Annotated in this window: 16 protein-coding genes; 13 read left to right on the top strand and 3 right to left on the bottom strand. The window is 72.5% G+C overall.

The window, feature by feature from the left end; translation table 11 throughout:
- Positions 1–7: 7 nt before the first annotated feature.
- Both ACIQWR_RS13455 and mgtA read right to left on the bottom strand, forming a co-directional pair.
- Entirely contained in the window at positions 8–745 is a 738-nt protein-coding gene (locus ACIQWR_RS13455) for an MgtC/SapB family protein (protein WP_404007950.1), read from the bottom strand.
- 28 nt (positions 746–773) lie between these two features.
- Positions 774–3,494: a magnesium-translocating P-type ATPase gene (mgtA, locus tag ACIQWR_RS13450; RefSeq protein WP_404007947.1), complete on the bottom strand. Its 2,721-nt coding sequence runs from the start codon at positions 3,492–3,494 to the stop codon at positions 774–776.
- A gap of 594 nt (positions 3,495–4,088) precedes the next feature.
- Here mgtA and ACIQWR_RS13445 point away from each other — a divergent pair.
- From ACIQWR_RS13445 to ACIQWR_RS13420, 6 genes are all read left to right on the top strand, one after another.
- Positions 4,089–5,291, top strand: a complete 1,203-nt coding sequence (locus ACIQWR_RS13445) for an ROK family transcriptional regulator (RefSeq protein ID WP_399267467.1) — start codon at positions 4,089–4,091, stop codon at positions 5,289–5,291.
- Between the two features lie 118 nt (positions 5,292–5,409).
- Positions 5,410–6,519 (top strand): sugar ABC transporter substrate-binding protein, encoded by a 1,110-nt coding sequence (locus ACIQWR_RS13440; RefSeq protein ID WP_404007944.1) that lies wholly within the window; start codon positions 5,410–5,412, stop codon positions 6,517–6,519.
- A gap of 288 nt (positions 6,520–6,807) precedes the next feature.
- Positions 6,808–7,596, top strand: coding sequence for an ATP-binding cassette domain-containing protein (locus ACIQWR_RS13435; protein WP_399267465.1), 789 nt, complete (start codon positions 6,808–6,810; stop codon positions 7,594–7,596).
- An 86-nt stretch (positions 7,597–7,682) separates the two neighbouring features.
- Positions 7,683–8,903, top strand: coding sequence for a sugar ABC transporter permease (locus tag ACIQWR_RS13430; RefSeq protein ID WP_404008481.1), 1,221 nt, complete (start codon positions 7,683–7,685; stop codon positions 8,901–8,903).
- 291 nt (positions 8,904–9,194) lie between these two features.
- Positions 9,195–11,111 (top strand): 1-deoxy-D-xylulose-5-phosphate synthase, encoded by a 1,917-nt coding sequence (gene dxs / locus ACIQWR_RS13425; protein ID WP_404007941.1) that lies wholly within the window; start codon positions 9,195–9,197, stop codon positions 11,109–11,111.
- 146 nt (positions 11,112–11,257) lie between these two features.
- Positions 11,258–12,772, top strand: a complete 1,515-nt coding sequence (locus ACIQWR_RS13420; protein ID WP_404007938.1) for an amino acid permease — start codon at positions 11,258–11,260, stop codon at positions 12,770–12,772.
- A gap of 36 nt (positions 12,773–12,808) precedes the next feature.
- Here the strand turns inward: ACIQWR_RS13420 and ACIQWR_RS13415 are convergent, their stop codons facing one another.
- Positions 12,809–14,017 (bottom strand): LCP family protein, encoded by a 1,209-nt coding sequence (locus tag ACIQWR_RS13415; protein WP_404007936.1) that lies wholly within the window; start codon positions 14,015–14,017, stop codon positions 12,809–12,811.
- Positions 14,018–14,279: 262 nt separating this feature from the next.
- Here ACIQWR_RS13415 and ACIQWR_RS13410 point away from each other — a divergent pair, with 262 nt between their 5' ends.
- The 7 genes from ACIQWR_RS13410 to ACIQWR_RS13380 all read left to right on the top strand — a co-directional run bounded on the left by ACIQWR_RS13410 (position 14,280) and on the right by ACIQWR_RS13380 (position 26,308).
- Positions 14,280–15,881, top strand: coding sequence for a hypothetical protein (locus tag ACIQWR_RS13410; protein ID WP_404007933.1), 1,602 nt, complete (start codon positions 14,280–14,282; stop codon positions 15,879–15,881).
- Between the two features lie 144 nt (positions 15,882–16,025).
- Positions 16,026–17,621 carry a stealth family protein gene (locus ACIQWR_RS13405; protein ID WP_404007931.1) on the top strand — a complete coding sequence of 532 codons (1,596 nt, stop codon included), beginning with the start codon at positions 16,026–16,028 and terminating at the stop codon, positions 17,619–17,621.
- Positions 17,622–17,636: 15 nt separating this feature from the next.
- Positions 17,637–19,460, top strand: a complete 1,824-nt coding sequence (locus ACIQWR_RS13400) for a sugar phosphotransferase (RefSeq protein ID WP_404007929.1) — start codon at positions 17,637–17,639, stop codon at positions 19,458–19,460.
- Complete coding sequence (locus ACIQWR_RS13395) at positions 19,457–21,259, top strand: stealth family protein (protein WP_404007927.1); 1,803 nt, start codon at positions 19,457–19,459, stop codon at positions 21,257–21,259. Before ACIQWR_RS13400 ends, ACIQWR_RS13395 begins: the two co-directional genes overlap by 4 nt.
- Entirely contained in the window at positions 21,256–23,361 is a 2,106-nt protein-coding gene (locus ACIQWR_RS13390; protein WP_404007924.1) for a glycosyltransferase family 4 protein, read from the top strand. Before ACIQWR_RS13395 ends, ACIQWR_RS13390 begins: the two co-directional genes overlap by 4 nt.
- On the top strand, positions 23,358–25,325 hold the full coding sequence (locus tag ACIQWR_RS13385; RefSeq protein ID WP_404007921.1) for a PIG-L family deacetylase: 1,968 nt from the start codon (positions 23,358–23,360) through the stop codon (positions 25,323–25,325). The genes ACIQWR_RS13390 and ACIQWR_RS13385 overlap by 4 nt, the downstream gene beginning before the upstream one ends.
- On the top strand, positions 25,322–26,308 hold the full coding sequence (locus ACIQWR_RS13380; RefSeq protein WP_404007918.1) for an endonuclease/exonuclease/phosphatase family protein: 987 nt from the start codon (positions 25,322–25,324) through the stop codon (positions 26,306–26,308). Before ACIQWR_RS13385 ends, ACIQWR_RS13380 begins: the two co-directional genes overlap by 4 nt.
- The last annotated feature ends 84 nt before the right edge of the window (positions 26,309–26,392 follow it).

The following is a 26,392-nucleotide window of genomic DNA, read 5'->3' as shown; positions in this document are numbered from 1 at the left end:
CGCCGCCTCACCCGTCGGACGCCGATGCCGACGGGTCGGGCACCACCGACCAGCTGACCGCCGAGACCGACGGATCGAGCGAGAGGTTGCTGACCGCTTCCTCCAGCGCCCGGCCCCCGGCCCCCTCGGCGGTCAGCAGCGCCGACACCGTCACCAGCCCGTCGGTCGGGCCGTCCTGGCTGCGGATCGACCGCAGCTGGTAGCCGGGCCGGCCGAGCGCGTCGACCAGCCGGTGCCGGATGTGGGCCTCCTCCGCCTCCAGGCACACCGCCTCGAAGTGGAAGTCGGTGGCCACCTCGGCCCCGCCCCGCGGTTCGCGGTCCAGCCGCCGGCCCAGCGGGCGCAGCAGGAGGTTGGCCCCCACCACGCCCACCGTGCCGAAGGCGGCGAGGACGAACATCCCGGTGCCGGCGAGGCAGCCCACGGCCGCCGAACACCACAGCGTGGCCGCGGTGTTCAGACCTCGAACGCTCAGCCCGTCGCGCATGATCACGCCGGCGCCGAGGAAGCCGATCCCGGACACGATCTGCGCCGCGACCCGCGAGCCGTCGTACTGGACCTCGGACACCTCGCTCATGAAGCCGTACTGCGAGAGCAGGACGAAGAGCGCGGCCCCGCCCGCGACCAGCGCGTTCGTCCGCAGGCCGGCCATCCGGGCCCGCCACTGCCGTTCCAGGCCGATCGCCGCCCCGAAGCCGAGCGCGGCGGCCAGGTGCCCGGCCATCTGCCATTCGGTGAGCTGCATCGGCCCGCCCCTTCCTCTGTGCGGCCGGTCAGAGCCAGGTGTTGAACTTCTTGATGTACACGGTCTTCAACAGCTGCGTGAGGGTGCAGTACGCGAGCAGTACGCCGATCAGCCACGGGAAGTAGCTCATGGGCAGCGCGACGAGACCCAGCGACCCGGCCAGCGGCGAGAAGGGCAGGAAGAGCCCGGTCAGCACCGCGAGGACGGTCATCACCATGACCGGCCAGGACGCCCGCGACTGGATGAAGGGGATCTTGCGGGTGCGGATCATGTGGACGATCAGGGTCTGCGAGAGCAGCCCCTCGACGAACCAGCCGGACTGGAAGAGCGCCTGGTGCGCCTCGCTGTCGGCCGCGAACACGTTCCACATGATCACGAACATCGCGATGTCGAAGATCGAGCTGATCGGGCCGATGCAGAGCATGAACCGGCCGATGCCCTTGGCGTCCCAGTTGCGGGGCTTGCGCAGGTACTCCTCGTCCATCCGGTCCCACGGGGTGGCCAGCTGCGCGATGTCGTAGACCAGGTTCTGCGTCAGCAGCATGATCGCGAGCATCGGCTGGAAGGGGATGAACGCGCTCGCCACCAGCACCGAGAAGACGTTGCCGAAGTTCGAGCTGGCCGTCATCTTGATGTACTTGATCGTGTTGCCGAAGGTGGTCCGACCCTGGATCACGCCCCGCTCCAGGACCGTCAGGTCCTTCTCCAGCAGGATGATGTCCGCCGACTCCTTCGCGATGTCGACGGCCGTGTCCACCGAGATGCCGACGTCCGCGTCGCGCAGGGCCGCGGCGTCGTTGATGCCGTCCCCGAGGAAGCCGACCGTGTGCCCCTCGGCCTGCAGGGCCCGCACGATACGGGCCTTCTGGACCGGGTTGACCTTGGCGAAGACCGTCGTACGGGCGGCCAGCTCGCGCAGCGCCGCCTCGTCCAGGGCGTCCAGCTCGACGCCCGTGACCACGTGGCCCACGTCGATGCCGACGTCGGCGCAGACCCGCGCCGCGACCAGCTCGTTGTCACCGGTGACCACCTTGACCGTGATGCCCTTGTCGGCCAGGCCCTGCAGGGCCCGGGCCGCGTCGGCCTTCGGCGGGTCGAGGAAGGCGAGGAAGCCGACCAGGGTCAGCTGGTCCTCGTCGGCGACGGTGTAGATGTCGCGGGGAGCGGCGATCGTCCGGGTGGCGACGGCCAGGACGCGCAGGCCCTCGCGGTTGTTGTCCTCGGCGATGCGGGCGACGTGCCAGCGCAGCTGCTCGGTCAGTTCGACCCGCTGCCCGCGGTCCGTCATGTGGGTGCACAGGTCGAGTACCTCCTCCACCGCACCCTTGGTGATCATGACGTGCTCGGACCGGCCGACCGATCCGACCAGGGTGTTGCGGTTGAGGACCACGGACATCCGGCGTCGGGCGAAGTCGAAGGGGATCTCGTCGACCATCGAGAACCGAGCGTCGACGACAACCCCCTCGGCCTCGTTGACGCGGTCGATGACCGCCTGGTCCATGAGGTTGCGCAGGCCCGTCTGGAAGTGCGCGTTGAGGTATCCGTACTCCAGGACCTCGTTGTCCGGGGTGCCGTGCACGTCGAGGTAGCGGTCCAGGACGATGCGGTCCTCGGTGAGGGTGCCGGTCTTGTCCGTGCAGAGCACGTCCATCGCGCCCAGGTTCTGGATCGCGTTGAGCCGCTTGACGACCACCTTGTGCTGGGACATGGCGACCGCGCCGCGCGCCAGGTTGGCCGAGACCACCATCGGCAGCATCTCGGGGGTGAGGCCGACCGCCACGGCGATACCGAAGAGGAAGGCTTCGTTCCAGTCGCCCTTGGTGAAGCCGTTGATCATGAAGACGACGGGGACCATCACCAGCATGAAGCGGATCAGCAGGAAGCTGACCTTGCGCACGCCGGTGTCGAAGTTGGTCTGCGGGCGCTCCCCGACCAGGGACCCGGCCATCGAGCCGAAGTAGGTGTCGGCGCCGGTGGCGACGACGACCGCGGTGGCGGTGCCCGAGGTGACGGAGGTACCCATCAGGCAGAGGTTGTCCGCCTCGACCGGGTCGGTGGTCTCGAACTGCCCGAGGTCCTCGGCGCGGGTGTCGGCCTTGGCGACGGGCAACGACTCGCCGGACAGGGCGGCCTGGCCGACCATCAGGTCCTTGGAGGTGATCAGGCGCAGGTCGGCGGGGATCAGGTCACCGGCGGCCAGCTTGACGACGTCGCCGGGGACCACCTGGTCCATCGGCACTTCGAAGGTGGTCGGCCCGGAGCCGCTGCCCGCCCGGCGCTGCACCGCGCAGGTGGTGGTGACGAGCTTCTTGAGCGCGTCGGCGGCCCGGCCCGAGCGGAACTCCTGCCAGAAGCGCAGCAGTCCGCTGACCCCGATCATCACCGAGAGGATGACGACGCCCGGGTCCGCGGGGTCCTGCCAGTACATGACGGCGGCCAGGAAGACGAGGACCGCGATGAAGGGGTTGGCGAACGCCTTGGCGAGCTGCACCCACCAGTGCGGGGCGCGCTCGTGGGCGACGACGTTCGCGCCGTCGCGCTCCAGGCGCAGTGCCGCCTCGGCGTGGGTGAGGCCGTTGCAGGTGGCGGACAGGTCCTGCAGGACCTGCGGTCCGGGTCGGGCGCTGAGCCCGGAGAGCCGCTCGCCGACGACCCGGGTACGGGCCTCCAGCTCGGCGGACTTGCGTTCGCGGCGGGCCCGGCCCGGCGGCGCGAGCTTCGTGGGGGTGCGAGGGGTGAGCATGGTCATGACGAATACCTCCCTCCACGGCGCCCGGGCAGCACGGAGCCGCGCGGTCACGTGGAGTGATCATGGGTCGGCGCGGGGCGGCACGGGGCCGGGAAGAGCGCCGACGGGCATGGGGGTCCCCCCCGGACGGAGTCTGGGGGCGCGTACGCCGGGCACGGGGCCGGGGCGTACGGAGGGCATGAGGAAGTGCACGGACATCCGCGGACGTGCCGCGGCCGTGCGCACTCAAGGAAGAAGAGTCAGCCGATCAGTAGCTGATCAGTAGCTGATTAACCAACGAGAGCGCGGCAAGGACTTCGATCGGGACTCATCCCGAACACCTCCTCGCATAGCGCTGACATCGACAGGGCGCCCGGTCCGGCCGGAAAGGCCGCAGAGGATCGGCGCCTCAGCGACCGTAACACGGGCCGCGGGGATGTTTCTCTCGTACTTATGACCGGTAGTGGCCGATTCGTGCTGCGTCGGCCTCTTGACGTCTGGAGGCGCAAAGGCTCGACTTAGGGTTCATAAGTTGGAGAGACGCCGGGGTCTCGTGACCGCGACCTCGGCCGGGGGGCGACGCAGGCCGTCGCTAATGGCAGGAGTGGATGAGTCGTGAGGACTCCGGGATCGCAGTCATCGCTGCACCGCGCGAACCTCGAACGGGTCGTGCGGGCGGTCCGGCTCGCCGGTTCGCTGACCCAGGCGGAGATCGCCCGGACCACCGGACTGTCGGCGGCCACGGTCTCCAACATCGTCCGTGAGCTCAAGGAGGGCGGGACCGTCGAGGTCACGCCGACCTCGGCCGGCGGCCGGCGCGCCCGCAGCGTCTCGCTCAGCGGGGACGCGGGCATCGTGATCGGCGTCGACTTCGGGCACACGCACCTGCGCGTGGCGGTCGGCAACCTCGCCCACCAGGTGCTGGCCGAGGAGGCCGAGCCGCTGGACGTCGACGCCTCCTGGGTGGACGGCTTCGACCGGGCGGAAGCCCTGGTCAGCCGCCTGATTGAGAGCATCGAGGTGAGCCGGGACAAGGTCATCGGCGTCGGCCTCGGCGTCCCCGGCCCGATCGACGGGGAGTCCGGGAACCTGGGGTCCACCTCGATCCTGCCGGGCTGGGCCGGGATCAACCCGCGCCAGGAACTGTCGCAGCGGCTCGGCGTGCCGGTGTACGTCGACAACGACGCGAACCTCGGCGCCCTGGGCGAGCTGGTGTGGGGCAGCGGCCGCGGGGTCAAGGACCTGGCGTACATCAAGGTCGCCAGCGGCGTCGGCGCCGGTCTGGTGATCAACGGGCAGATCTACCGGGGCCCGGGGGGCACCGCGGGCGAGATCGGGCACATCACGCTGGACGAGTCGGGTCCGGTCTGTCGCTGCGGGAACCGGGGTTGCCTGGAGACCTTCGCGGCGGCCCGCTACGTCCTGCCGCTCCTCCAGAGCAGCCACGGGCCCGAACTCACCATGGAGCGCGTGGTCGAGTTGGCGCGGGGCGGCGATCCGGGCTGCCGCCGCGTGATCACCGACGTGGGCCGGCACGTGGGCAGCGCCGTGGCCAGCCTCTGCAATCTCTTGAACCCGAGCCGGGTGGTGCTGGGCGGTTCGCTGGCGGACGCGGGCGAGCTCGTCCTGGCCCCCATCCGCGAGTCCGTGGGCCGGTACGCGATCCCGAGCGCGGCCCGTCAGTTGTCGGTCCTCACGGGGTCGTTGGGCGGGCGGGCCGAGGTGCTGGGCGCGCTGGCGCTGGTACTGAGCGAGATGGGCGATTCGACCCTGCTTGGTGGGTTTCAAGAGCCGATGCTGCTGCATTCAGTTAGATAACGGATGGCACCGTTGTCATCTCGTTAAGGATTCACTCCTTGACGGCAATCTTGCGGCCGGGGTTGACTCACATCCACCTCGGCCGCAACGTTGCGGCCTCGTCAGGGAGGTTCAAGAAATGAACACGCGTATGCGCAGAACCGCCGTAGCCGTTGCCGCGGGCGCCATGGCCGTCTCGCTCGCCGCTTGCGGTAGCGCGAAGGAGTCCGGCGACAAGACGGACACCAATGTCGTCAAGGGCAACGCGATCAAGGTCGGTCTGCTCCTGCCGGAGAACCAGACCGCGCGCTACGAGAAGTTCGACAAGCCGCTCATCGAGAAGCAGGTCGCCGATCTCACCGGCGGCAAGGGCGAGGTGGTCTACGCCAACGCGAAGCAGGACGCGACCACGCAGAACTCGCAGGTCGACACGATGATCACCAACAAGGTGAACGTCCTGATCATCGACGCGGTGGACTCCAAGGCCATCGCCGGCGCGGTCAAGCGGGCCAAGGACGCGGGCATCCCCGTCGTCGCCTACGACCGCCTCGCCGAGGGCCCGATCGACGCCTACACCTCCTTCGACAACGAAGAGGTCGGCAAGGTCCAGGGCAAGGCGCTCCTCGAAGCGCTGGGCGACAAGGCCAAGGACGGCCAGATCGTCATGATGAACGGCTCCGTCACCGACCCGAACGCCGCGCTGTTCAAGAAGGGCGCCCACTCCGTCCTCGACGGCAAGGTGAACATCGGCAAGGAGTACGACACCGTCGAGTGGAAGCCGGAGAACGCCAACACCAACATGGCGGCCGCGCTCACCGCACTCGGCAAGGACAAGGTCACCGGCGTCTACTCGGCCAACGACGGCATGGCCGGCGGCATCATCACCGCCCTCAAGGCGGCCGGCCTGACGGCCCTGCCCCCGGTCACCGGTCAGGACGCCGAACTCGCCGGCGTGCAGCGGATCGTGGCGGGCGAGCAGTTCATGAGCGTCTACAAGCCGTACGCCCCCGAGGCCGAGGCCGCCGCGAAGATGGCCGTCGCCCTCGCGAAGAAGGAGCGGATCGAGGTCGTCGCCACGTCCAAGGTCGACAGCCCCACCACCAAGGGCGTCCCGTCCGTGCTGATCCCGGTCGTCTCGCTGACCAAGGCGAACATCAAGGACACCGTCATCCGGGACAACGTCTACACGGCCGACGAGATCTGCACCGACAAGTACAAGGACGCCTGCGCCACCCTCGGCCTGAAGTAAGGCCGCGCCGCGGCCGGCGGGCCGATCGCCCGCCCCCGCCCGGCCCCCACGCCTGTCCGGCGCCCCGCCTCCATCCCGCCACCGGCGGGGCGCCGGATGGAAGCCCCGCGCGAAAGTCCCGCCCGGAGGCCCCGCGCGGAATCCCCGTACGGAATCCCCGTACGGAATCCCCGTACGGAAACCCCGTACGGAAACCCTGCGCGGAAACGTTTTTTCTCTACCCTTGTTCATACCCCCTGTGGTCCTGCTCTTTTGCACGACATCCCCGCCGGTCAGGCGGCGAAGGAGATGGTTCATGTGTCCGCTGCGCCCGTGCTGGCGTTGCGAGGGGTCTCGAAGAGGTTCGGCGCCGTCCAGGCCCTGACCGACGTAGAACTCGAGATCCACTCAGGTGAGGTGGTCGCCCTCGTGGGCGACAACGGAGCCGGTAAGTCCACGCTGGTCAAGACGATCGCCGGCGTACACCCCATCGATGACGGCGTCATCGAGTGGCAGGGGCGCCCGGTGTCGATCACCAAGCCCCACGACGCCCAGAACCTGGGCATCGCGACGGTCTACCAGGACCTCGCGCTGTGCGACAACATCGATGTCGTCGGCAACCTCTTCCTCGGGCGCGAGCTCAAGCGGCGCGGGGTCCTCGACGAGGTGGAGATGGAGCGGCGCGCCCGCGAGCTGCTCACCACCCTGTCCATCCGGATCCCCAGCGTCCGTATCCCCATCGCCTCGCTCTCCGGCGGCCAGCGCCAGACCGTGGCGATCGCCCGCTCCATGCTGGGCGAGCCCCAGCTCGTCATCCTCGACGAGCCCACCGCCGCCCTCGGCGTCGAGCAGACCGCACAGGTGCTCGACCTCGTGGAGCGGCTGCGCGAGCGCGGCCACGCGGTCATCCTCATCAGCCACAACATGGCCGACGTGAAGGCCGTGGCCGACAAGGTGGCCGTGCTGCGCCTCGGCCGCAACAACGGCGTCTTCTCCGTGAAGGACACGTCGCAGGAAGAGATCATCTCCGCCATCACCGGGGCCACGGACAACGCCGTGACCCGCCGGGCGGCCCGCACCGGGGAGGCCCGCAAGTGAGCACCCAGAATTCCTCCGCCGGTCCGCTCGGCAAGGGTCCCGCCCACGCCAAGCCGTCGGGAACCGTCCCGCCCGCCGCGGACGCCATCCCGGCCGTGGACCCCCGCCTCCTCGTGCGCGAGCAGGGGCTGGCCGGGTACCTGAACGAGTTCGGTCGCAAGCTCAAGGCCGGTGACCTGGGCTCCGTCCCCGTCGTCCTCGGTCTGATCATCATCTGGAGCATCTTCCAGAGCCTGAACTCGAACTTCCTCGGCCCCGAGAACCTCACCAACATCGCGATCACGATGACGGCCACCGGCATGATGGCGGTCGGCATCATCTTCGTCCTGCTGCTCGGCGAGATCGACCTCTCGGTCGGCTCGGTCAGTGGCGTCTCGGGCGCGATCGTCGCCGTCCTCGCCGTCACCCACGGCGTCAACGAATGGCTGGCCGTCCTCGCGGCGATCGCCGGCGGCGCGCTGATCGGCTCCCTCCACGGCTTCTTCTTCGCCAAGATCGGCGCCCCGGCCTTCGCCGTCACCCTTTCGGGCCTGCTCTTCTGGTCCGGCGCGATGCTGCAGATCCTCGGCAGCAACGGCACGGTCAACATCGACTCCGAGGGCGTGGTCGGGAAGCTGACCACGTACTTCTTCTCGGACGTGGCCGTCGGCTACGGGCTCGCCGCCCTCGCCACCGCGGCGTACTTCCTCGCCTCCTTCTCCGACGCGCGGCGCCGCTCGGCCGCGGGCGTCCCCTCCCGGCCGCTGGGCGAGATCCTGCTGCGCACCGGTCTCCTCGCGGTGTTCACCTTCGGTCCCGCCGTGGTGTTCAACCAGTACAAGGGCATGCCGCTCGCGGTGCTGCTCTTCCTGCTGGCCCTGGTCGGCACGGACTTCCTGCTGCGGCGCACCACCTTCGGCCGCCAGGTCTTCGCCCTCGGCGGCAGCGTCGAGGCCTCCCGGCGCGCGGGCATCAACGTGAACCGGGTCCGCATCACCGTCTTCGCCATCGCGGGGACGTTCGCGGCGATCGGCGGCCTGTTCTGGGCCTCCAAGATCGCGGCGGCGAACCAGAGCGCCGGCGCGGGCGACCTGCTGATGAACGTCATCGCGGCGGCCGTCATCGGTGGCACCAGCCTCTTCGGCGGCCGGGGACGGACCTGGAACGCCCTCCTGGGTGTCATGGTCATCACATCGATCCAGTACGGTCTGGCCCTGGAGGGGATCGCCACCCCGATCCAGTACATGATCACCGGTGCGGTGCTGCTGGCCACCGTGGTGATCGACTCCGTCACCCGCAAGACGCAGAAGACGGCGGGCCGCGCCTAGTTGCACCCGATCCGGACCGGGATCCGCCCCTGGTCGGAGCCCGTCCGGCCCGCTCGCGACCCCGGCGCGCCCGGGCCTCACCCGTCCGGTCGTACGCCGTCCACAGTGCCCGACGCCACCCCGTGTGGCGCCGGGCACCTGTGCGTACGTCCACTCGTACGTGGCGTGTGAGGCCCGACAGATGTGTACAGATATGACAAAGGCGTGACGGTACGGAGACAGCCCGGCGACCGGCGCCGCGAGCGGAACATTAGACTCGACAGACCAGCAAGCAACTGCAAGGAGGCACGGGTGCTGCTGACCCGCATCAAGGGACCGCGCGATCTGGACCGGCTCAGCCAGGAGGAGCTCGACCAGCTCGCCGCGGAGATCAGGTCCTTCCTCGTCGACGCCGTCTCCAAGACCGGCGGGCACCTCGGCCCCAACCTCGGTGTGGTCGAGCTGACCATCGCCCTGCACCGGGTCTTCGACTCGCCGAAGGACAAGGTCCTCTTCGACACCGGCCACCAGGCCTACGTCCACAAGCTGCTCACCGGCCGCCAGGACTTCGGGAACCTGCGCTCCAAGGGCGGCCTCTCCGGCTACCCCTCGCGCGCCGAGTCCGACCACGACGTGATCGAGAACTCGCACGCCTCCACGGTCCTGGGCTGGGCCGACGGCCTCGCGAAGGCCAATGAGGTGCTCGGCCGCGAGGACCACCACGTCGCGGCCGTCATCGGCGACGGCGCCCTCACCGGCGGCATGGCCTGGGAGGCGCTGAACAACATCGCCGCCGCCAAGGACCGCCCGCTGGTGATCGTCGTCAACGACAACGAGCGCTCCTACGGGCCCACCATCGGCGGGCTCGCGAACCACCTGGCCACCCTGCGCACCACGGACGGCTACGAGCGCTTCCTGGCCCGCGGCAAGGACCTCCTGGAGCGCACCCCGGTCGTCGGGAAGCCGCTCTACGAGACCCTGCACGGCGCCAAGAAGGGCCTCAAGGACTTCATCGCCCCGCAGGGCATGTTCGAGGACCTGGGCCTGAAGTACATCGGGCCCATCAACGGCCACGACATCGAGGCCCTGGAGTCCGCCCTGCAGCGCGCCAAGCGCTTCAGCGGCCCGGTCATCGTGCACTGCCTGACCCAGAAGGGCCGCGGCTACACGCACGCCGAGCAGGACGAGGCCGACCGCTTCCACGGCATCGGCCCGATCCACCCGGACACCGGCCTGCCGGTGAGCACCGACGCCGCCAGCTGGACCTCCGTCTTCGCCGACGAGATGGTCAAGCTGGGCAAGGAGCGCAAGGACATCGTCGCGATCACCGCGGCCATGCTCCAGCCCGTGGGCCTCAAGCGCTTCGCGGACGCCTACCCGGACCGGATCTTCGACGTCGGCATCGCCGAGCAGCACGGCGCCACCTCGGCGGCGGGCCTGGCGACCGGCGGCGTCCACCCGGTCTTCGCGGTCTACGCGACCTTCCTCAACCGTGCCTTCGACCAGGTCCTGATGGACGTCGCCCTGCACAAGTGCGGGGTCACCTTCGTCCTGGACCGGGCCGGGGTCACCGGTTCGGACGGGGCCTCCCACAACGGCATGTGGGACATGTCGATCATGCAGGTGGTGCCGGGTCTGCGGCTCGCCGCCCCGCGTGACGCCGAGCAGCTGCGCGCGCAGCTGCGCGAGGCCGTCGAGGTCAAGGACGCCCCGACCGTCGTGCGCTACTCCAAGGGCGTCGTCGGCCCGGCCGTCCCGGCCGTCGGCCGGATCGGCGGCATGGACGTACTGCGCGCCCCGGCCCCCGAGGTCACCCGGCCGGACGTACTGATCGTCTCGGTCGGCGCGCTCGCCCCGATGTGCCTGGAGATCGCGGACCTGCTGGACAAGCAGGGCATCACCTCGACCGTCGTGGACCCGCGCTGGGTCAAGCCGGTGGACGAGGCCCTGGCCCCGCTCGCCGACGGCCACCGGGTGGTCGTCACCGTCGAGGACAACGGGCGCACCGGCGGCGTCGGCGCGGCCGTCTCGCAGGCCCTGCGGGACGCGGGGGTCGACGTACCGCTGCGCGACTTCGGCATCCCGCAGCGCTTCCTGGACCACGCCTCCCGCAAGGAGGTCATGGCCGAGATCGGGCTGACCGCTCCGGACATCGCCCGGCAGGTCACCGGCCTGGTCGCCAAGCTGGACGGCCGCTACGAGAACGAGCCGGCCGCCACGGTCGACTAGTCGGGGCGCGGCGGTCGCCGCCCCTGATCATCTGCGGTTGCACGTCACGGGCCGGGAGGTTCACCCTTGAAGGGTGGGCCTCCCGGCCCGTCCCGTTCCGGTGGTACCCGTGCAGTGGCGACGCGGTCGCTCCTGGAGGTGCGTCGGTGAGTACGAATCTGAACAGCCCCTTCCGTACCAAGTCGGTCGAGCAGTCGATCCGCGACACGGAGGAGCCGGAACACGCACTGAGGAAGTCCCTCTCGGCCTGGGACCTGACCGTCTTCGGCGTCGGCGTCATCATCGGCACCGGCATCTTCGTCCTCACGGGCAAGGTGGCCAAGGAGACCGCCGGCCCCGCCACCGCCCTCGCGTTCGTCGCGGCGGGCGTGGTGTGCGCGCTGGCGGCCCTCTGCTACGCCGAGTTCGCCTCGACCGTGCCGGTGGCGGGATCCGCGTACACCTTCTCCTACGCCTCGATCGGCGAGCTGCCCGCCTGGATCATCGGCTGGGACCTGGTGCTGGAGTTCGCGCTCGGCACCGCCGTCGTCGCGGTCGGCTGGTCGGGCTACGTCCGCTCGCTGATGGACAACGCGGGCATCCACCTGCCGGCCTCGCTCCAGGGGCCAGACGTGGCGGGCGGCACCTTCGACCTGCTCGCCTTCGTCCTGGTGCTGGTCCTGACCGCGATCCTCGTCGTCGGGGTGAAGCTCTCGGCGCGGATCACCGGCGTCGTGGTCGCGATCAAGGTCACCGTGGTGCTCATCGTGATCATCGCGGGCCTGTTCTTCATCACGAAGTCCAACTACCACCCGTTCATCCCGCCCGCAGAGCCCCAGAAGGGCGGCTCCGGGCTGGACGCCCCGCTGGTCCAGCTGATCTTCGGCTACGAGCCCACCAACTTCGGCGTCATGGGCATCTTCACCGCGGCCTCGGTCGTCTTCTTCGCCTTCATCGGCTTCGACGTGGTGGCCACCGCCGCCGAGGAGACCAAGCTGCCGCAGAAGGACATGCCGCGCGGCATCATCGGTTCGCTGATCATCTGCACCGTGCTCTACGTGGCGGTGTCGATCGTGGTGACCGGCATGCAGAACTACAAGGACCTCTCCACCAGCGCCCCGCTCGCCGACGCCTTCAAATCCGCCGGCCATCCGGTCTTCGGCGGCATCATCAGCTTCGGCGCGGCCGTGGGCCTGACCACCGTGTGCATGATCCTGTTGCTGGGGCAGACCCGGGTGTTCTTCGCGATGAGCCGCGACGGACTGCTGCCGCGCTTCTTCTCCCGGACCCACCCGAAGTACCGCACGCCGTACCGGCCGACGATCCTGCTCGGCGTGATCATCGCGGTAGTCGCCGGATTCACCAGCATCAACGAACTGGCCACGCTGGTGAACATCGGCACGCTCTTCGCCTTCGTGGTCGTGGCGCTCGGCGTGATGGTCCTGCGCCGCACCCGCCCCGACCTGCACCGGGCCTTCCGCACCCCGTGGGTGCCGCTGGTGCCCGTGGTGTCCATCGCGGCGTCCGTCTGGCTGATGCTCAACCTGCCGGCCGAGACCTGGCTGCGCTTCGGGATCTGGATGGTGATCGGCTTCTTCGTCTACTTCCTGTACGGCAAGCAGCACAGCCGGCTGGGCCGGGGCGAGGGCATGACGGCCGACGCGGTGCACGAGGACCGCTGACCGGCGAGGAGGCAGGCGTCCCCGCCCGCCGGCGGCTCAGCCGCCGGTGGCCGGGGACTTCTTCGCGTCGGCCGGGATCTTGCGGTCGTTGCGCAGGGCCTCCCACAGGGTGGAGGCCTGCGGCTCGGCGACGATCACGCGGTTGCGGTCGATCCTGTCGTAGTCGACCGGCAGCATGATGGTCTCCATGGTGCTCGGGTCGACGCCCTTCATGCTCTGCGCGAAGTCCGCGAGGGCCGTGAGCGAACCGAGGCCGGAGTCGGTGGTGAGCGACTTGGTCCCGGCGTCCGCGAGCTTGTAGAGCCGGGCCGGGTTGCCGAGGGCGTCCTGGTTCTTGATCTCGGACAGCAGTGCCATCATGAACTGCTGCTGGAGACCTATCCGTCCGAGGTCGCTGCCGTCGCCGTAGCCGTAGCGGGTACGGACGAACTTCAGCGAGTCGGTGCCGTTGAGGCGGTGCGTGCCGGCGTCGAGCTTGAGCCCGCCCTTGGCCCCGGACATGGGCTTGTCCAGCGTCACGGTGACCCCGCCGAGGGCGTCCACCAGGCCCTTGAAGCCGGCGAAGTCCACCTCCACGAAGTGGTCCACGCGGATCCCGGACATCTCCTCCACGGTCTTGACCACGCAGGCCGGACCGGCCACGGAGTAGACGGAGTTGAACATGACCCGCTTCGCGGGGGCCAGCGTCCTGCCCTCGCCGTCCTTGCACTCGGGCCGGGTGATCAGGGTGTCGCGGGGGATGCTCACCGCGGTGGCCTTCGCCCGGCCCTCGGGTATGTGCACGAGCATCGCGGTGTCCGAGCGGGCCCCGCTGACGTCGCCGTGGTCGAGCTCGCCGTTGGCCCCGGCGCGCGAGTCGGAGCCGAGCACGAGGACGTTCTGGGCGCCGGGGACCACCTTCGCGGGCCGGTCGTCACCGATGGCCTTGTCCAGGTCGACGCTGTCGATGTTGCCGTTGAGGTGGCTGTAGGCCCACCATCCGGCGCCCGCGCCGAGCAGGATCACCGCCGCGAGCAGCACCAGCACGATCCGCAGGACCCGGCGGCCGCGCGAGCGGGCCGGGCGGGCGCCCGTGGTGTCGGGGCCGGTGGAGTCGCCGGAGCCGCCCGCGCCGCCGGAGCCGCCCGCGCCGCCGGAGCCGCCCGCGCCGCCGGAGCCGCCCGCGCCGCCCGCGCCGTCGGAGCCGCTCGCAGCCTCCGGCGACGCTTCCGACGTGCTGTCTGCTGACGCGGCGTTGGTCTTCATCTGCCCCGGTCCTCCGCTCGATTGTTCGATCGCGCACTATAGACCACCGGGGTCCCGCGCCCACCCCGCCCGTCGGCCGGCCGTTCCCGCGCGTGTTCGAGCGGCGGGAAGTGTGTGCAAGGATCACGGGCGCGAAGGAACGGCGGGAGCGACGGGTGGGGGCGGGCGCCACGTGAAGAGCGGACGATCGTCACCGCGCGGACGGCGCGGCCCCGCGGCCGGCGGCCCGGCGCCGCAGGACCCTTCCCACACGCTCCACTTGGTGGCCCACCCGGCCGACGCCCTCGCCGTCACCGGCACCGCGCTCGTGCGCGCCCTGGGCCAGCCCGGCCACGCCGTGACGGTCGCCTGTCTGATACCCGGGCCCCCGCAGGCCCGCGACCACCTCCTCCAGGTGATCGGCCGCGGCGGCCCCTGGGAGCCGGCCACCGAACCGCTCGGGTCCGCCGGCCTGTTGCGCCTCTTCCGGTTGGGCACCCGGCCCGGCACCACGGTCTGCTTCGTCGAGCCGCCGGAGCCGTCCGCCCCGCCCGCCCCGCTGGTCGACCTGGCCGCCGCGCTGCTGCGCCGCTTCGCGCCGGGCGTGGTGTGCACGCTGGACCCGGATCCCGAACACCTCGGGTGGAGCGAGGAGCAGGGCGCGTCCTACGCCGACCATCCCGACCACGCGGCGGTGGCCCGCGCGACTCTGGAAGCGGTGCGTGCGGTGCGCGCGGCCCGTCCCGGCGCCCGGGCCGTCGCCGTCGAGTGCTTCCGGGCCGCGGCCTCCTGCGGCCGGGCCGCCCCCACCGCCATCGTCCGCTACCCCGGGCCGCGGATCGCCCTCGGCCTCGGTCCGGACGGGCGGCTGACCGCCCACGCCGCGCTCGGCGGCGCGGTGGTGCGCTGGACCGAGCGGACCGTCGGCGGCCCCGAGTGGGCGCGCGAGGTCCTCGACACCCCGCCGCTGCTGCCGGTGCTCGGCGTGGCCCGCAGCGCGCAGGGCTGGGCCCACCTCTTCTCGCTGCGGCCCGTCCCCGACGGCCCGGACGGCCCCGGGGTCGAGGTGATGCACGCCGTGCAGTACCAGACGGGGCGTCCGGTGGGCAGCTGGCGCTCGCTCGGCAATCCGAACGGCGCGGCCACCGGCAAGGGCCGCGCGGCCGGGGTGCCCTGCGCGGTGGTCGACGCCGAGGGCTGCGTCCACGTGTACCTCCGCAACTTCGGGCGCGGCGTGAGCGCCCGCTCGCAGCGCGCGGACGGCTCCTGGACGCCCTGGCGGGACCTGCAGGGCTCCGAGGTCCAGGACGGGCTGGCCGCCGCGCTCGACGCGGCGGGGCGGCCCGTGCTGTTCGCCCCGTCCCGGGACGGGGTGCTGCGGTGGCGCCACGACGCCGCGGCCGGCGACCTGCGCCGGGCCGGCCCGCCGCTGCCGCTGCTCGCGCCGCCGGGCACCGCCCTGAGCGCGCTGGCCACCGGGCCGGGCCGGATCACCCTGTACGGCTGCGACGGGCGGGACGGGGCGACGTACGCCCTGCGCGACGGCGCCGCGCCGACCTCGCTCGGCGGCGCCGGAGCGGCCGGGGCCGCCGCGGCGGACGGCGCCTGCGCGCTGCGCGCGGACATCGACTCCTACGACTGCACCGTGCTGCTGCGCCGGACCCCCGAGGGCGCCGTCGGCATCGGCGCCCACCCGACCGAGCAGGAAGGGGCGGGCCTGTGGTGGGAGCCGTTGGGCGCGCCCGGCCCGCGCGAACCGGCGGCCGCGGTCGACGGCTTCGGCCGCCTCACGGTCCTCTCCCTGGGCGCGGACGGTCGGTTGTCGGTGACGCGCCAGGACCCGACCGTTCCGGGGCTGGCCTTCGGCGGGTGGACGGTGGTCTAGGGAGTGGTCCAGCTGCCCCTTACCTCGTACGGGGGGTGCCGGGCAAATCGACAAATTGATTTACAATTCCCGTATCTTGCGACGATCGGACCGGGAACTCGGCAGCGTGGGAGACCGGTTGTGAAAGGCGCGGAGAGGTTCAACATGCCTGGTGTTGCGATACAGGCCGGGGCGGGGAAGGAGAGTCCGGTCGGCGCGAGCGGCCGCCCCACCCTGCGGGTCGGCGACGCGGGCGACGAGGCGTACGTCGACCCCCGCGCGACCCCGCTGGCCGCCCGCGAGGCCAACCGCGCCGCCGTCGCCGCCCTCCTGGACTCCCTCGGGGTGGCGTACTTCGCCGTCCGCGGCAAGTCCGACCACGGCACGGTCATCGCGGTCGAGGAGTCCGACCGGGCCCGGGTGCTCGAAGGGCTGCGCCGCCGCCTCGCCAGCGCCGCCGGGCACGTCAGCGCACTGGTCGCCGAGCCGCTGCGCACCCCCCGGCCGGTCCCCGGTCACGACGCCCGGGTGTGGCACCGCGCCCGCACGGCCGCCGCCGTCCAGGTCAGCTGGTACCGGACCGACCCCGGCGGCCACCTGCTCCTGGGGCACGAGTACGGCTGCGCGGTCGAGTTCTGGACCCGCGAGGGCGACCGGCTGCTCGCGCCCCGCGCCAACCGCGTCACCTGGTCCGTCGCCGCGGACGGCCCCGCCCTGCTGGGCGCCGGACGGCTCTTCAGCCGCTTCGTGCCCGTCCACACCACCCTCGACGAGGCGCCCGCGCTGGCCACCCGGCCCGAGTTCCTCGTCCCGCTGGTCGAGGACATCGACTTCCCCGTGGACGCCGTCTACACCTGGGTCGACGGCACCGACCCCGTCTGGGCCGCCCGCAAGGCCGCCGCCCGGGGCGAGGCCTACCACGCCGAATCGGCCAGCGACGCCCGCTTCCTCAGCCGCGACGAGCTGCGCTACTCGCTGCGCTCGCTGCACCTGTTCGCGCCCTGGATCCGCACCGTCCACGTGGTCACCGACGACCAGGTGCCCGCCTGGATGCGGCGAGACCTGCCGGGCCTGCGCATCGTCAGCCACCGCGAGATCTTCCGGAACCCGGCCGACCTGCCCACCTTCAACTCGCACGCCATCGAGAGCCGGCTGCACCACGTCCCCGGACTCTCCGAGCACTTCCTCTACTTCAACGACGACATGTTCCTCGGCCGCCCGCTGACCCCGCACGCCTTCTTCACCCCCGTCGGCACGGCCCGCTACTTCCCCTCCCCGAACCGCATCCCGCAGGGCCCGGTGACCGACGCCGACACCCCCGTCGACGCCGCCTGCAAGAACAACCGGGCGCTGCTGCTGGAGCGGTTCGGCCGGGTCATCACCCAGCCGATGGAGCACATCCCCTACGCCCTGCGCCGCAGCGCGATGGCGGAGGCCGAGGCGGACTTCCCGCGCGAGTGGGCCCGTACCTCGGCCAGCCGGTTCCGCGCGATGACCGACCTGTCGCCGACCTCGTCCCTGGCGCTGTACTACGCGGCGCTCACCGGCCGGGCCCAGCCCGGCTCGATGGCCTTCACCTACCTCCAACTGGCCGTGCCGGACCTCGCGCGGCGCCTGGAGCGCCTGCTCAAGGAGCGCGACCAGGACTCCTTCTGCCTCAACGACGCCTTCTCCACCCCGGAGGACATGGCGGTGCAGCAGGAACTCCTGAGCGGATTCCTGGACGCCTACTTCCCGGTCCCCGGACCCTCCGAACTCTGAGAAGGAGCGTGCGAGATGCAAGATTCCGGATCGAACAGTTCCGCCTCCGAGGTCTACCAGAAGCTGGTGCCCCGGCCCGTGCGCGCCGTGGCCATGAGCACCGTGCCCGTACCGGTGCGCCGCACGCTCAAGAAGCGGCTGGACCGCGCCCTGGTCCAGCGCGAGTCCCGGCTGCACCAGCGCGCCCTGCGCCGGCTGCGCACCACGGACTTCAGCAACCTGCCCGAAGGCCGGACCAAGGCGGCGGACGGCCGGGTCGGCCACGTCCACGCGGGCCTCACCGCCGACCTCGCCCGGCGCACCGACCTCGCGCTGGTCACCACCGTGCTGGACGCGGCGAGGATCCCCTGGTTCACCGTGCCCGCGCTCGACGACCGCCGGATGTCCCTGGCCGTCCCCCGCGCGCACAAGCGCGCCGTGCGCCGCGTGCTGCGCGCGCTGCTGGAACGGCAGACCGGTTACGTGGTCTCCGTCCTGCCGGGCAAGGACGACACCGCCAAGGTCCCCGGCAGCCACGTCAAGGCCTGGAAGCACTACGGCGCCTCCCGGGTGATCCGCGTCGTCTGGCTGCGCACCGACCCCACCGGCTCGCTCTGGGTCGGTGAGAACCAGGGCGTGGAGATCGAGTTCTGGACCGCGGACACCGGCCGGGCCGCCCCCCGGCTGGTCGGCCCGCGCCCCAACCGGGTGCAGCGGGTCGTCCCGGCCGACGATCCGCGGGCCGTCGAGATCACCCACGACCGACTCACCGGTTACGCCGACACCGACGCGGGGGCCGCGCCGACCCGCACCCGGGCCGGCTTCGACGTGCCGCGCCTGGAAGAGGTCACCTTCCCCGTGGACGCGGCCGTGCTCTGGTGCCACGACGAGCCGTGGGCGGAGGCGCTCCTGCGGGCCACCCTGCGGTCCCTGCACCAGTACGCCCCCTGGATCGACCGGGTGCACGTCCTCGCGCTCGCGCCCGTCCCGCCGTGGGTGCACGCCGACGACCGGCTGCGGATCGTGCCCGCCGGCCCGGACACGGAGCAGGAGCTGCACGCGGTGCCCGGCCTCGCCGACCGGTTCCTGTACTTCCGGCCCGGCGCGCTGCTCGGCCGCCCCGTGCGGCCCTTCGACTACTTCACCGCGCTCGGCGGCACCCGGCCCCGGCGCGGGCCCTGGACGGCCCGCGAGGCGGCCGCGCCCTGGACCGGCTGGGCGTACTCCTTCACCCAGCGCGCGGTGACCCACGGCTACGCGCCGGGCCCCCAGCCGTACGCGCGCGAGATCCTCGCGGCGGTGGCCGACGGCTTCGCCGGCCACCGGCCGGTCACCGGGGGCCAGTACGCCCCGGAACTGGAGGGGACCCACCCGCTGGACGGGGTCGTCCACCACGCCGCGCACTTCTCCGGGCACGCCGAACCCTCCGGCGAGGCCACGATCGCGGTGCACGCGGCCGTGCCCGGCGTCACCCGCTGGCTCGACCGGCTCCTCGTGCGCCGCGACGCCCAGCAGATGCAGCTGAGCGGGCTGGGCTCGCCCGACGCGCTCGACCACGGCGGGACCCGGTCCGTACTGGACTTCCTGCGCCGGTACTACCCCGTGCCCAGCCCCTACGAGCGGGCCGTGGCGCAGCCCGCTCCCGCTCCGGAGGACGCCGGCGCGAGCGCCCCCGGCGCTCCCGCCGGCTTCGGCTCCGCCTCCGCCCTCCTGGCCGGCTTCTCCACCGAGGCGTTCGAGGCCGACGCCGGGACCGGCTTCGGCGCCGTGGGCTTCGACTTCGACGTGGACGCCGGCGCCGGAACCGGCTCCGCACCCCCGGTGCGGACCGTGCGCGGGGAGGCGGGCACCCCTTCATGACCGCGGCCAATCCCGAAGCGTCCCCGGCGGTCGCCCTCTACCGGGCCGTGCTGCCCACCCGGCTGCGCCGCGGCCTGGCCCGGCGCGTCCCCGTCGGGCTGCGCAGCGTGGTCAAGCGGCTGCTGCGCGGGGCCCGCTTCGGCTTCGGCCCGGCCCGCGCGCTGCGCGCCCGGCGGGCCCGCGGGCGCTGGCCGCACCTGGTCCGGGAGGGCGAGGGGCTGGCCGTACTGGTCGGCACCAGCGCCCGGATCGCACTGGTGCGGTCGACGGCCTCGCCGCTCGGGCTGCGCGAGGCCAACCTCGAACTGGTCGTCACCGCCCTGGAGCGGGCGGGCGTCGACTACTTCGCCGTGCGCGGGGCCAGTGACCTGCGGGCCTGCTTCGCCGTGCGCGAGGAGGACCGGCCGCGGGTGGCCGCCGCCCTGCGCGCGTGCGTGCGCCGGGCACCGGTGTACGTCGCCCCCGCCGGCGCGGAGGACGCCGCCGCGCCGGGCCCGCATTCCCCCCAGGCCCCCCAGACCCTGGGCGGGGCCGCGCTCGGCGGCTCGCGCCGCGGGCGCCGCACCACCGGATCCGCCCCCGTCCTCCGCGTCGGCATGGTCTGGCGGGACCCGGGCGGCTCGCTCTCCCTCGGCCTCGAATACGGCTGCGACCTGGAGTTCTGGCAGCAGGAGGAGGGGCGGCTGATCGCGCCCCGGCCGAACCGGGTGACCAGCAGCGTGCCGGTCGACGCGCCCCGGATCACCGTGCCCGTCAACCGGCTCACCGCCTTCTGCGCCCACCACGCCCGGCGCACCCGGCAGGTCCGCACCGTCGAGCCCTACACCGCCGCGCTGCCCGAGGACGTGCGCTTCCCCGTCGACGTCGTCTACACCTGGGTCGACGGCGACGACCCCGACTGGCAGGCGCGCCGGCGCGAACAGGGCGGCGAGGGCTACCACGCGGAGTCCGCCAACCCCGCGCGCTACCTCAACCGCGACGAACTGCGCTACTCACTGCGCTCGGTGGCCCAGCACGCGCCCTGGGCCCGGCGGATCTTCCTCGTCACCGACCGGCAGCGACCGCACTGGCTGGACGCCGACCACCCCCGGATCACCGTGGTCGACCACCGGGAGATATTCGACGACCCCGCGGCCCTGCCCACCTTCAACTCGCACGCCATCGAGAGCCGGCTGCACCACATCGACGGCCTCGCCGAGCACTTCCTGTACTTCAACGACGACATGTTCCTCGGCCGCCCCGTCACCCCCCAGGACTTCTTCCTGTCGAACGGGATGACCCGGGTGTTCCTGTCGCCCGCCCAGATACCGCGGCCCGGCGTCGCCCCCGGGGACCGCCCGGTGGACGCGGCCGGCAAGAACAACCGGCGGCTCATCGAGGAACTCTTCGGCACCACCCTCGTGCAGAAGATCCGGCACGCCCCCTACCCGCTGCGCCGCAGCGTCCTGTCCGAGATGGAGGAGCGGTTCGCCGGACCCCACCGGGCCACCGCCTTCAGCCGTTTCCGCAGCGCGAGCGACATCTCCATCCCCTCCTCCCTCTACCACTACTACGCCTACCTGACCGGCCGCGCGGTGCCCTCGGACATCGCCTACGCCTACCTGCCCCTGGACCGGCCCGGGGTCGAGCGCCGGCTGAACATCCTGCTGGCCCGCCGCGACCGCCAGGCCTTCTGCGTCAACGACACCGTCTCCGACGGCCGCGACCAGGAGCGCCAGGAGCGGATGCTCCAGGGCTTCCTGCGGTCCTACTTCCCCGTACCCGGTCCCTTCGAGCGGAAGGAGTTCCACGACCGATGAAGATCTCCTTCCTGATCAACAACATCTACGGCATCGGCGGCACCAACCGGACGGTGATCAACCTCGCCGAGGCCCTGTCCGCGGACCACGAGGTCGAGATCGTCTCGGTGTTCCGGCGCACCGGCGCGCCCCCCAAGTTCGCCATCTCCCCCCAGGTCACCGTCCGCGCCCTGGTGGACCTGCGGCCCGGCCGCACCGGCGCGGACCGGGGCCACCCGGACCTGGCCGGACCCACCCTGGTGGTGCCCCGCCAGGAGGAGTTCCACGAGCAGTACAGCGCCCTGTCCGACCGGCGCATCATCGACGAGCTGAGCGGGACCGGCGCCGACGTCGTGGTCGGCACCCGGCCCAGCCTGAACCTCTTCGTCGCCCGGTACGCCCGGGAGGGCGCGCTGCGGGTGGCCCAGGAGCACATGACGCACCTGGCCGTCCCCGGGGCCGTACGGGCGGAGATGGCCCGGGAGTACCCGCGCCTCGACCTCGTCACCACGGTCACCGAGGCCGACGCCCGCTCCTTCCGCGCGCACACCCCGGTCCCCGGGGTGCCCGTGCACGCCGTCCCCAACAGCGTCCCGCGGCCCGTGGTCGCGCCCTCCGACGGCACCAGCAAGGTGATCGTCAGCGCGGGCCGCATGCACCACGTCAAGCGCTACGACCTGCTGGTCCGCGCCTTCGCCCGGCTCGCCCCCGCGTTCCCGGACTGGCGGCTGCGGATCTACGGCGACGGGGACGAGGCCGGCGCGCTGCGGACCCTGGTCAACGACCTGGACCTGGCCGGCCGGATCCTGCTGATGGGCGGCTTCTCGCCGATCGAGTCGGAGTGGGTCAAGGGATCCGTGGCGGCGGTGACCTCCAGCGCCGAGTCCTTCGGGATGACCCTGGTCGAAGCCATGCGCTGCGGCCTGCCCGTCGTCGCCACCGACTGCCCGGTCGGCCCCCGCGAGATCCTGCGCGACGGCGAGGACGGCCTCCTCGTCGCCAACGGCGACGTCGCCGCCATCGCCGAGGGCCTCGGCCGACTGATGGCCGACGCACCGCTGCGCGGCGCGATGGCCGCCGCCGCGCTGCGCAACGCGGAGCGCTACGACCCCGCCGTGATCGCCGCCCGCTACACCGCACTGTTCGAGGAGGCCGCCGGTCGCCGCGCGGCCGCCCGCTCCGGCTACCGCAGGCCGACGGCCGCCCGGCTGGGGCGCCCGCCGGGCGACAGCGCCCCGCCCGAGTCCCCGAAGAACGCCGTGTGCCACGTCGAGGCACCGGACGCGGGATGGCTGAGCCTGACCTGCGACGGCCCCGCGGGGAGCAAGGGCCGCGGCGCCTTCCTGCTGCGGCACCGCCCCTCCAGCGGCTCCCGGCTGCCCGACCTGCTCCTGGACACCGAGCGCCGGACGCTGCCCACGGGGGCCGTGCGGCACACCGCCGTCGTCCCGCCCGCCGCCCTCGACCACCTCGGCGACGGCCGGTGGCGGGTCATGCTCTCCACCGGCAAGGGCGACCCCGTCCACCTCAAGGCGGGGATCCGCGACACCCGAGGGCTCATCGACGCCCGCGCCCGCCTCCTCGAAGCCCCCGGCGCGGGCCCCGTCCTGTGGAACCTGCCCTACGCGCAGCCGAACGGCGCCCTGATGCTGCGCACCGTGCGCCGGGAGGCGCACGCGGAAGCCGGCGGGGTCCTCGTCGGCGAGGACGGGATCACCGTCACCGGGGTGCTCTGCGGAGCGCGGACCCTGGAGCACGGCGCCCGCTTCGTGCTCGCGCGGCGCGGTCCGCACCGCAGCGAGCTGTCGCTTCCGGTGGAGGTGCTCGGCGAGCGCTCCTTCCGGATGGAACTGCCCCTGGTCCAGCTGGTGGAGGACCGCCTCGCCCGCTGGGAGGACTGGGACTGGTGGCTCCAGCCCGACCCCGCGCACCGGCGCCGGGTGCGCGTCTGCCACCTCTTCGAGGACTTCCCCGACGTCCGGGGCGCCTACCCGTACCCCGCCGTTCCCCTCTCCGCCGACGACGTGTCCCGCTTCGTCGTCGTGCACCCGTCCCGGCCGGTCCGAGTCCGGCCCTACTGCTCCGTCTCCGGAGCCATGGCTATGAACGTGGTGGACCGATGAACCGAAACCGTTCGATCCTGCACGTCGTCGCCCACCAAGACGACGACCTGTACTTCATGAACCCGGACCTGGTCCGCTCGCTCCAGGACGGCGACCCGGTCGCCACGGTCGTCCTGACCGCCGGCGAGGGCGACGGCATCAACGCCGACACCAACGACCCCGAGCGGGCCGCGCTGCCCACCGACTACGCGGGCTACAGCACGGCCCGCGGCTGCGGTCTGCGCTCCGCGTACGCGCGGATGGCCACCGGCGAGCGCGACAGCCCCTGGGCGCGCGAGGTCACCGAACTGGTGCCCGGCTTCGCGGTGGAGCGCTTCACCCTCCTCGCCCAGCCGTCCGTGCGGATGTACTTCTGCCAGCTGCACATGGGCGTGCCCACGCCCGCCGGCCCCCGCACCCGGATGTTCGAGCTGTGGAACGGCGTCCACCCCACCCAGGCCACCGTGCCGGTGCACGGCTCCGCCCTGACCGAAGTGCAGCAGGTCTCCCGCGAGATGGTCATCGCCGGCCTCACCGCGCTGCTCGCCGAGATCCGGCCCACCACCGTCCGCACCCTGGACCCCGACCCCGAACACGACGGCGGCAAGAGCGAGTTCGTCACCTCCGACCACGTCGACCACGCCACCACCGCCGAGTTCGCCATCGCGGCCCTCGCCCGCTACCGGGAGGGCGCGGAGCGCGCCCCGGTCGTCGAGTACTACCGGGCCTACGCCAACCGCTTCTGGGGCCCGAACCTGGACCGGATGGAGCTGGCCGAGAAGGCCGACTACCTGGCCACCTACATCGGCCTGGACGCCACCCACTGCCCGCAGGGCACCTGCCAGGCCTGCGGTGACCGCCAGCTCGGCCCCAACCCGTACCGCAGCACCCACATGCGCAGCACCGCCTACCGCTACTCGCCCGCCACCGACTGGCTCCGGCTCGGTCCCGGCGGCCGCCTGAACGCCTTCACCGTGCTCGCGGGCCGCCTGGTGTTCTTCACCGAGACCGGTCCGGGCACCGGCCGCTGGCAGGGCCCCTTCCCGCTCGGCGACGGCTGGCTCGCCCCCACGATCGCGCTGGCCGGGGCCCCCGGGGGACCGGTGCACGTGGTGGCGCAGCGCCGCCGCACGGCCGAGGGCGGCGCGGTCGGCATCGACCTGGTGTACACGACGCAGCACGCCGACGGCAGCGGCTTCAGCGGCTGGCAGTCGCTGGAGTCCCCGGAATGGGTCCACGCGGACGGCCGCCGCCAGCGCGAACTCGGGGTCCCGATGGCCGCGGTGGACGGCGCGGGCCTGCTGTACGTCTTCGCCCGCAACTTCGACCAGGGCGTCTCCCTGCGGCGCCAGAACGCCCAGGGCGGCTGGGAGCCCTGGGTGGGTGTTGGCGGCAGCTTCCTCCAGGACGCGGGCACCGCGATCACCACCGAGTTCGGCACCGTCGAGCTGTACGTACCGGGCAAGAGCTCCGTGGTCCGCTGGTTCCAGAAGGAGCCGGGCGCGCCCTTCACCCGCGACGACTCCCTGGTGACCGGGCCCGTGGCCACCGGCGGGATCACCGCCGTGAACTCCGGCGGCGGCCGCACCTGCCTCTACTTCCGCGAGGCCGGCACCCAGCAGGTCATGGCGTACCGCCAGCACGACACCGGCCGCTGGCCCGGCTCGGGCGCGGGCGTCGGCGGCGCCGGCGGTACGGGCGCGGTCGCCGCGCTGTGGGCCCCGCAGCGCGGTGCCCGCGAGGCCCACCTGGCCCACCGCAGCGGCCGCGGGCGGCTCGCGGTCTCGCTGCCCGACCGGGAGAAGGACGTCTCCGGGGCCCGCTGGCGGGAGGGCGGCGAGATGTTCGTCCAGGCCCCCTCGCTCGCCTACGACGCGGCGGGCGCCGTGGTCGTCGCGGTCATCGGCACCGACGGGCGGCTCCACGTCCGCCGCCAGCTGGCCCCGGAGACGGGCAGCCCGCTGGGGCCCGCCGTGACGGCGTGAGGAGGCGGCGCCTGGCGGCGCTGGGGCTCGTCCTGGTGCTCGCCGCGGCCCTGGGCTGGGCCCGCGGCGGCGCCGACGCCCCGCTGTGGGACGGCTCCGGGGAAGCGGACCCGGCCGCCGGGGACGCGGTGGTGGTCCTGCAGTGGAACATCTGCGGGGCCGCCCACCAGTGCAGCAACGGGGGCGGCACGGGCAAGGGCACCTCGGTCGCCCGGCTGGTGGACGAGGTGGCGCTGCGCCATCCCGACCTGCTCGGCGTCAACGAGATCTGCCGCGGCCAGTTCGAGGCGCTGCAGGCCGTCTTCAAGGAGCGCGGCCTGGCCCTGCGGGGTGCCTACCAGCAGATGCACGGCAACGTGCCGGCCTGCGGCGACGACAGTTCCTACGGTCTGGCGGTGTTCTCCCGCGAGCCGCCGACCGGCCCGCCGAGCTACCGGCCCTTCACCGACACGGACGGCGAGACCTACCGGGCCGCGGGCCGATCGGAGCCGGTGCTGCGCGGGCTGCTCTGCCTGCCCACCCGGGCCCGCGGCCGGGAGGTGACGTTCTGCGGGACCCACGCGGGGACCGCCGACAGCCAGCTGAAGGAACTCCACCGCTGGTTCGGCGACCCGGCCCTCTTCGCGCCCACCACCCCGGTGATCCTGGCGGGCGACCTGAACCAGCAGCCCAACGAGGGCTCCTTGGCCGGGCTGTACGGGCACACGCGCGGCGAGAAGGACCAGCACGACCCCGACGGGCGCTTCCTGGAGGCGGACGAGCGCAACCGGCGTTGGTTCAAGATGGGCGGGACCGGGGGAGTGCGCTGCCAGGACCCGGCACCGGCGCGGTGCCGCAACGGCGCGCCGACCGCCGAGGACGGCCGCAAGATCGACTACGTCTTCGCCACCGAGGCCCATTTCACCGCGCCCCGGGCGGTGACGATCAAGGCCCCGGAGTCGGACCACGTCCTGTACGAGGGCGTCTTCCAGTTCCGCCGGTAGCTCCCCCCCACAAGGCAGCGCCCACGTGAACGGCGGGCGGTACGGGATCGCTCCCGTACCGCCCGCCGTCCGTCGTGCGGTGGT

The sequence above is a fragment of the Streptomyces sp. NPDC098789 genome (assembly GCF_044759975.1).
Classification (GTDB): Bacteria; Actinomycetota; Actinomycetes; order Streptomycetales; family Streptomycetaceae; genus Streptomyces.
Note: the sequence above shows the minus strand (reverse complement) of the source record. Positions and strands in the feature narration are given on the sequence as shown.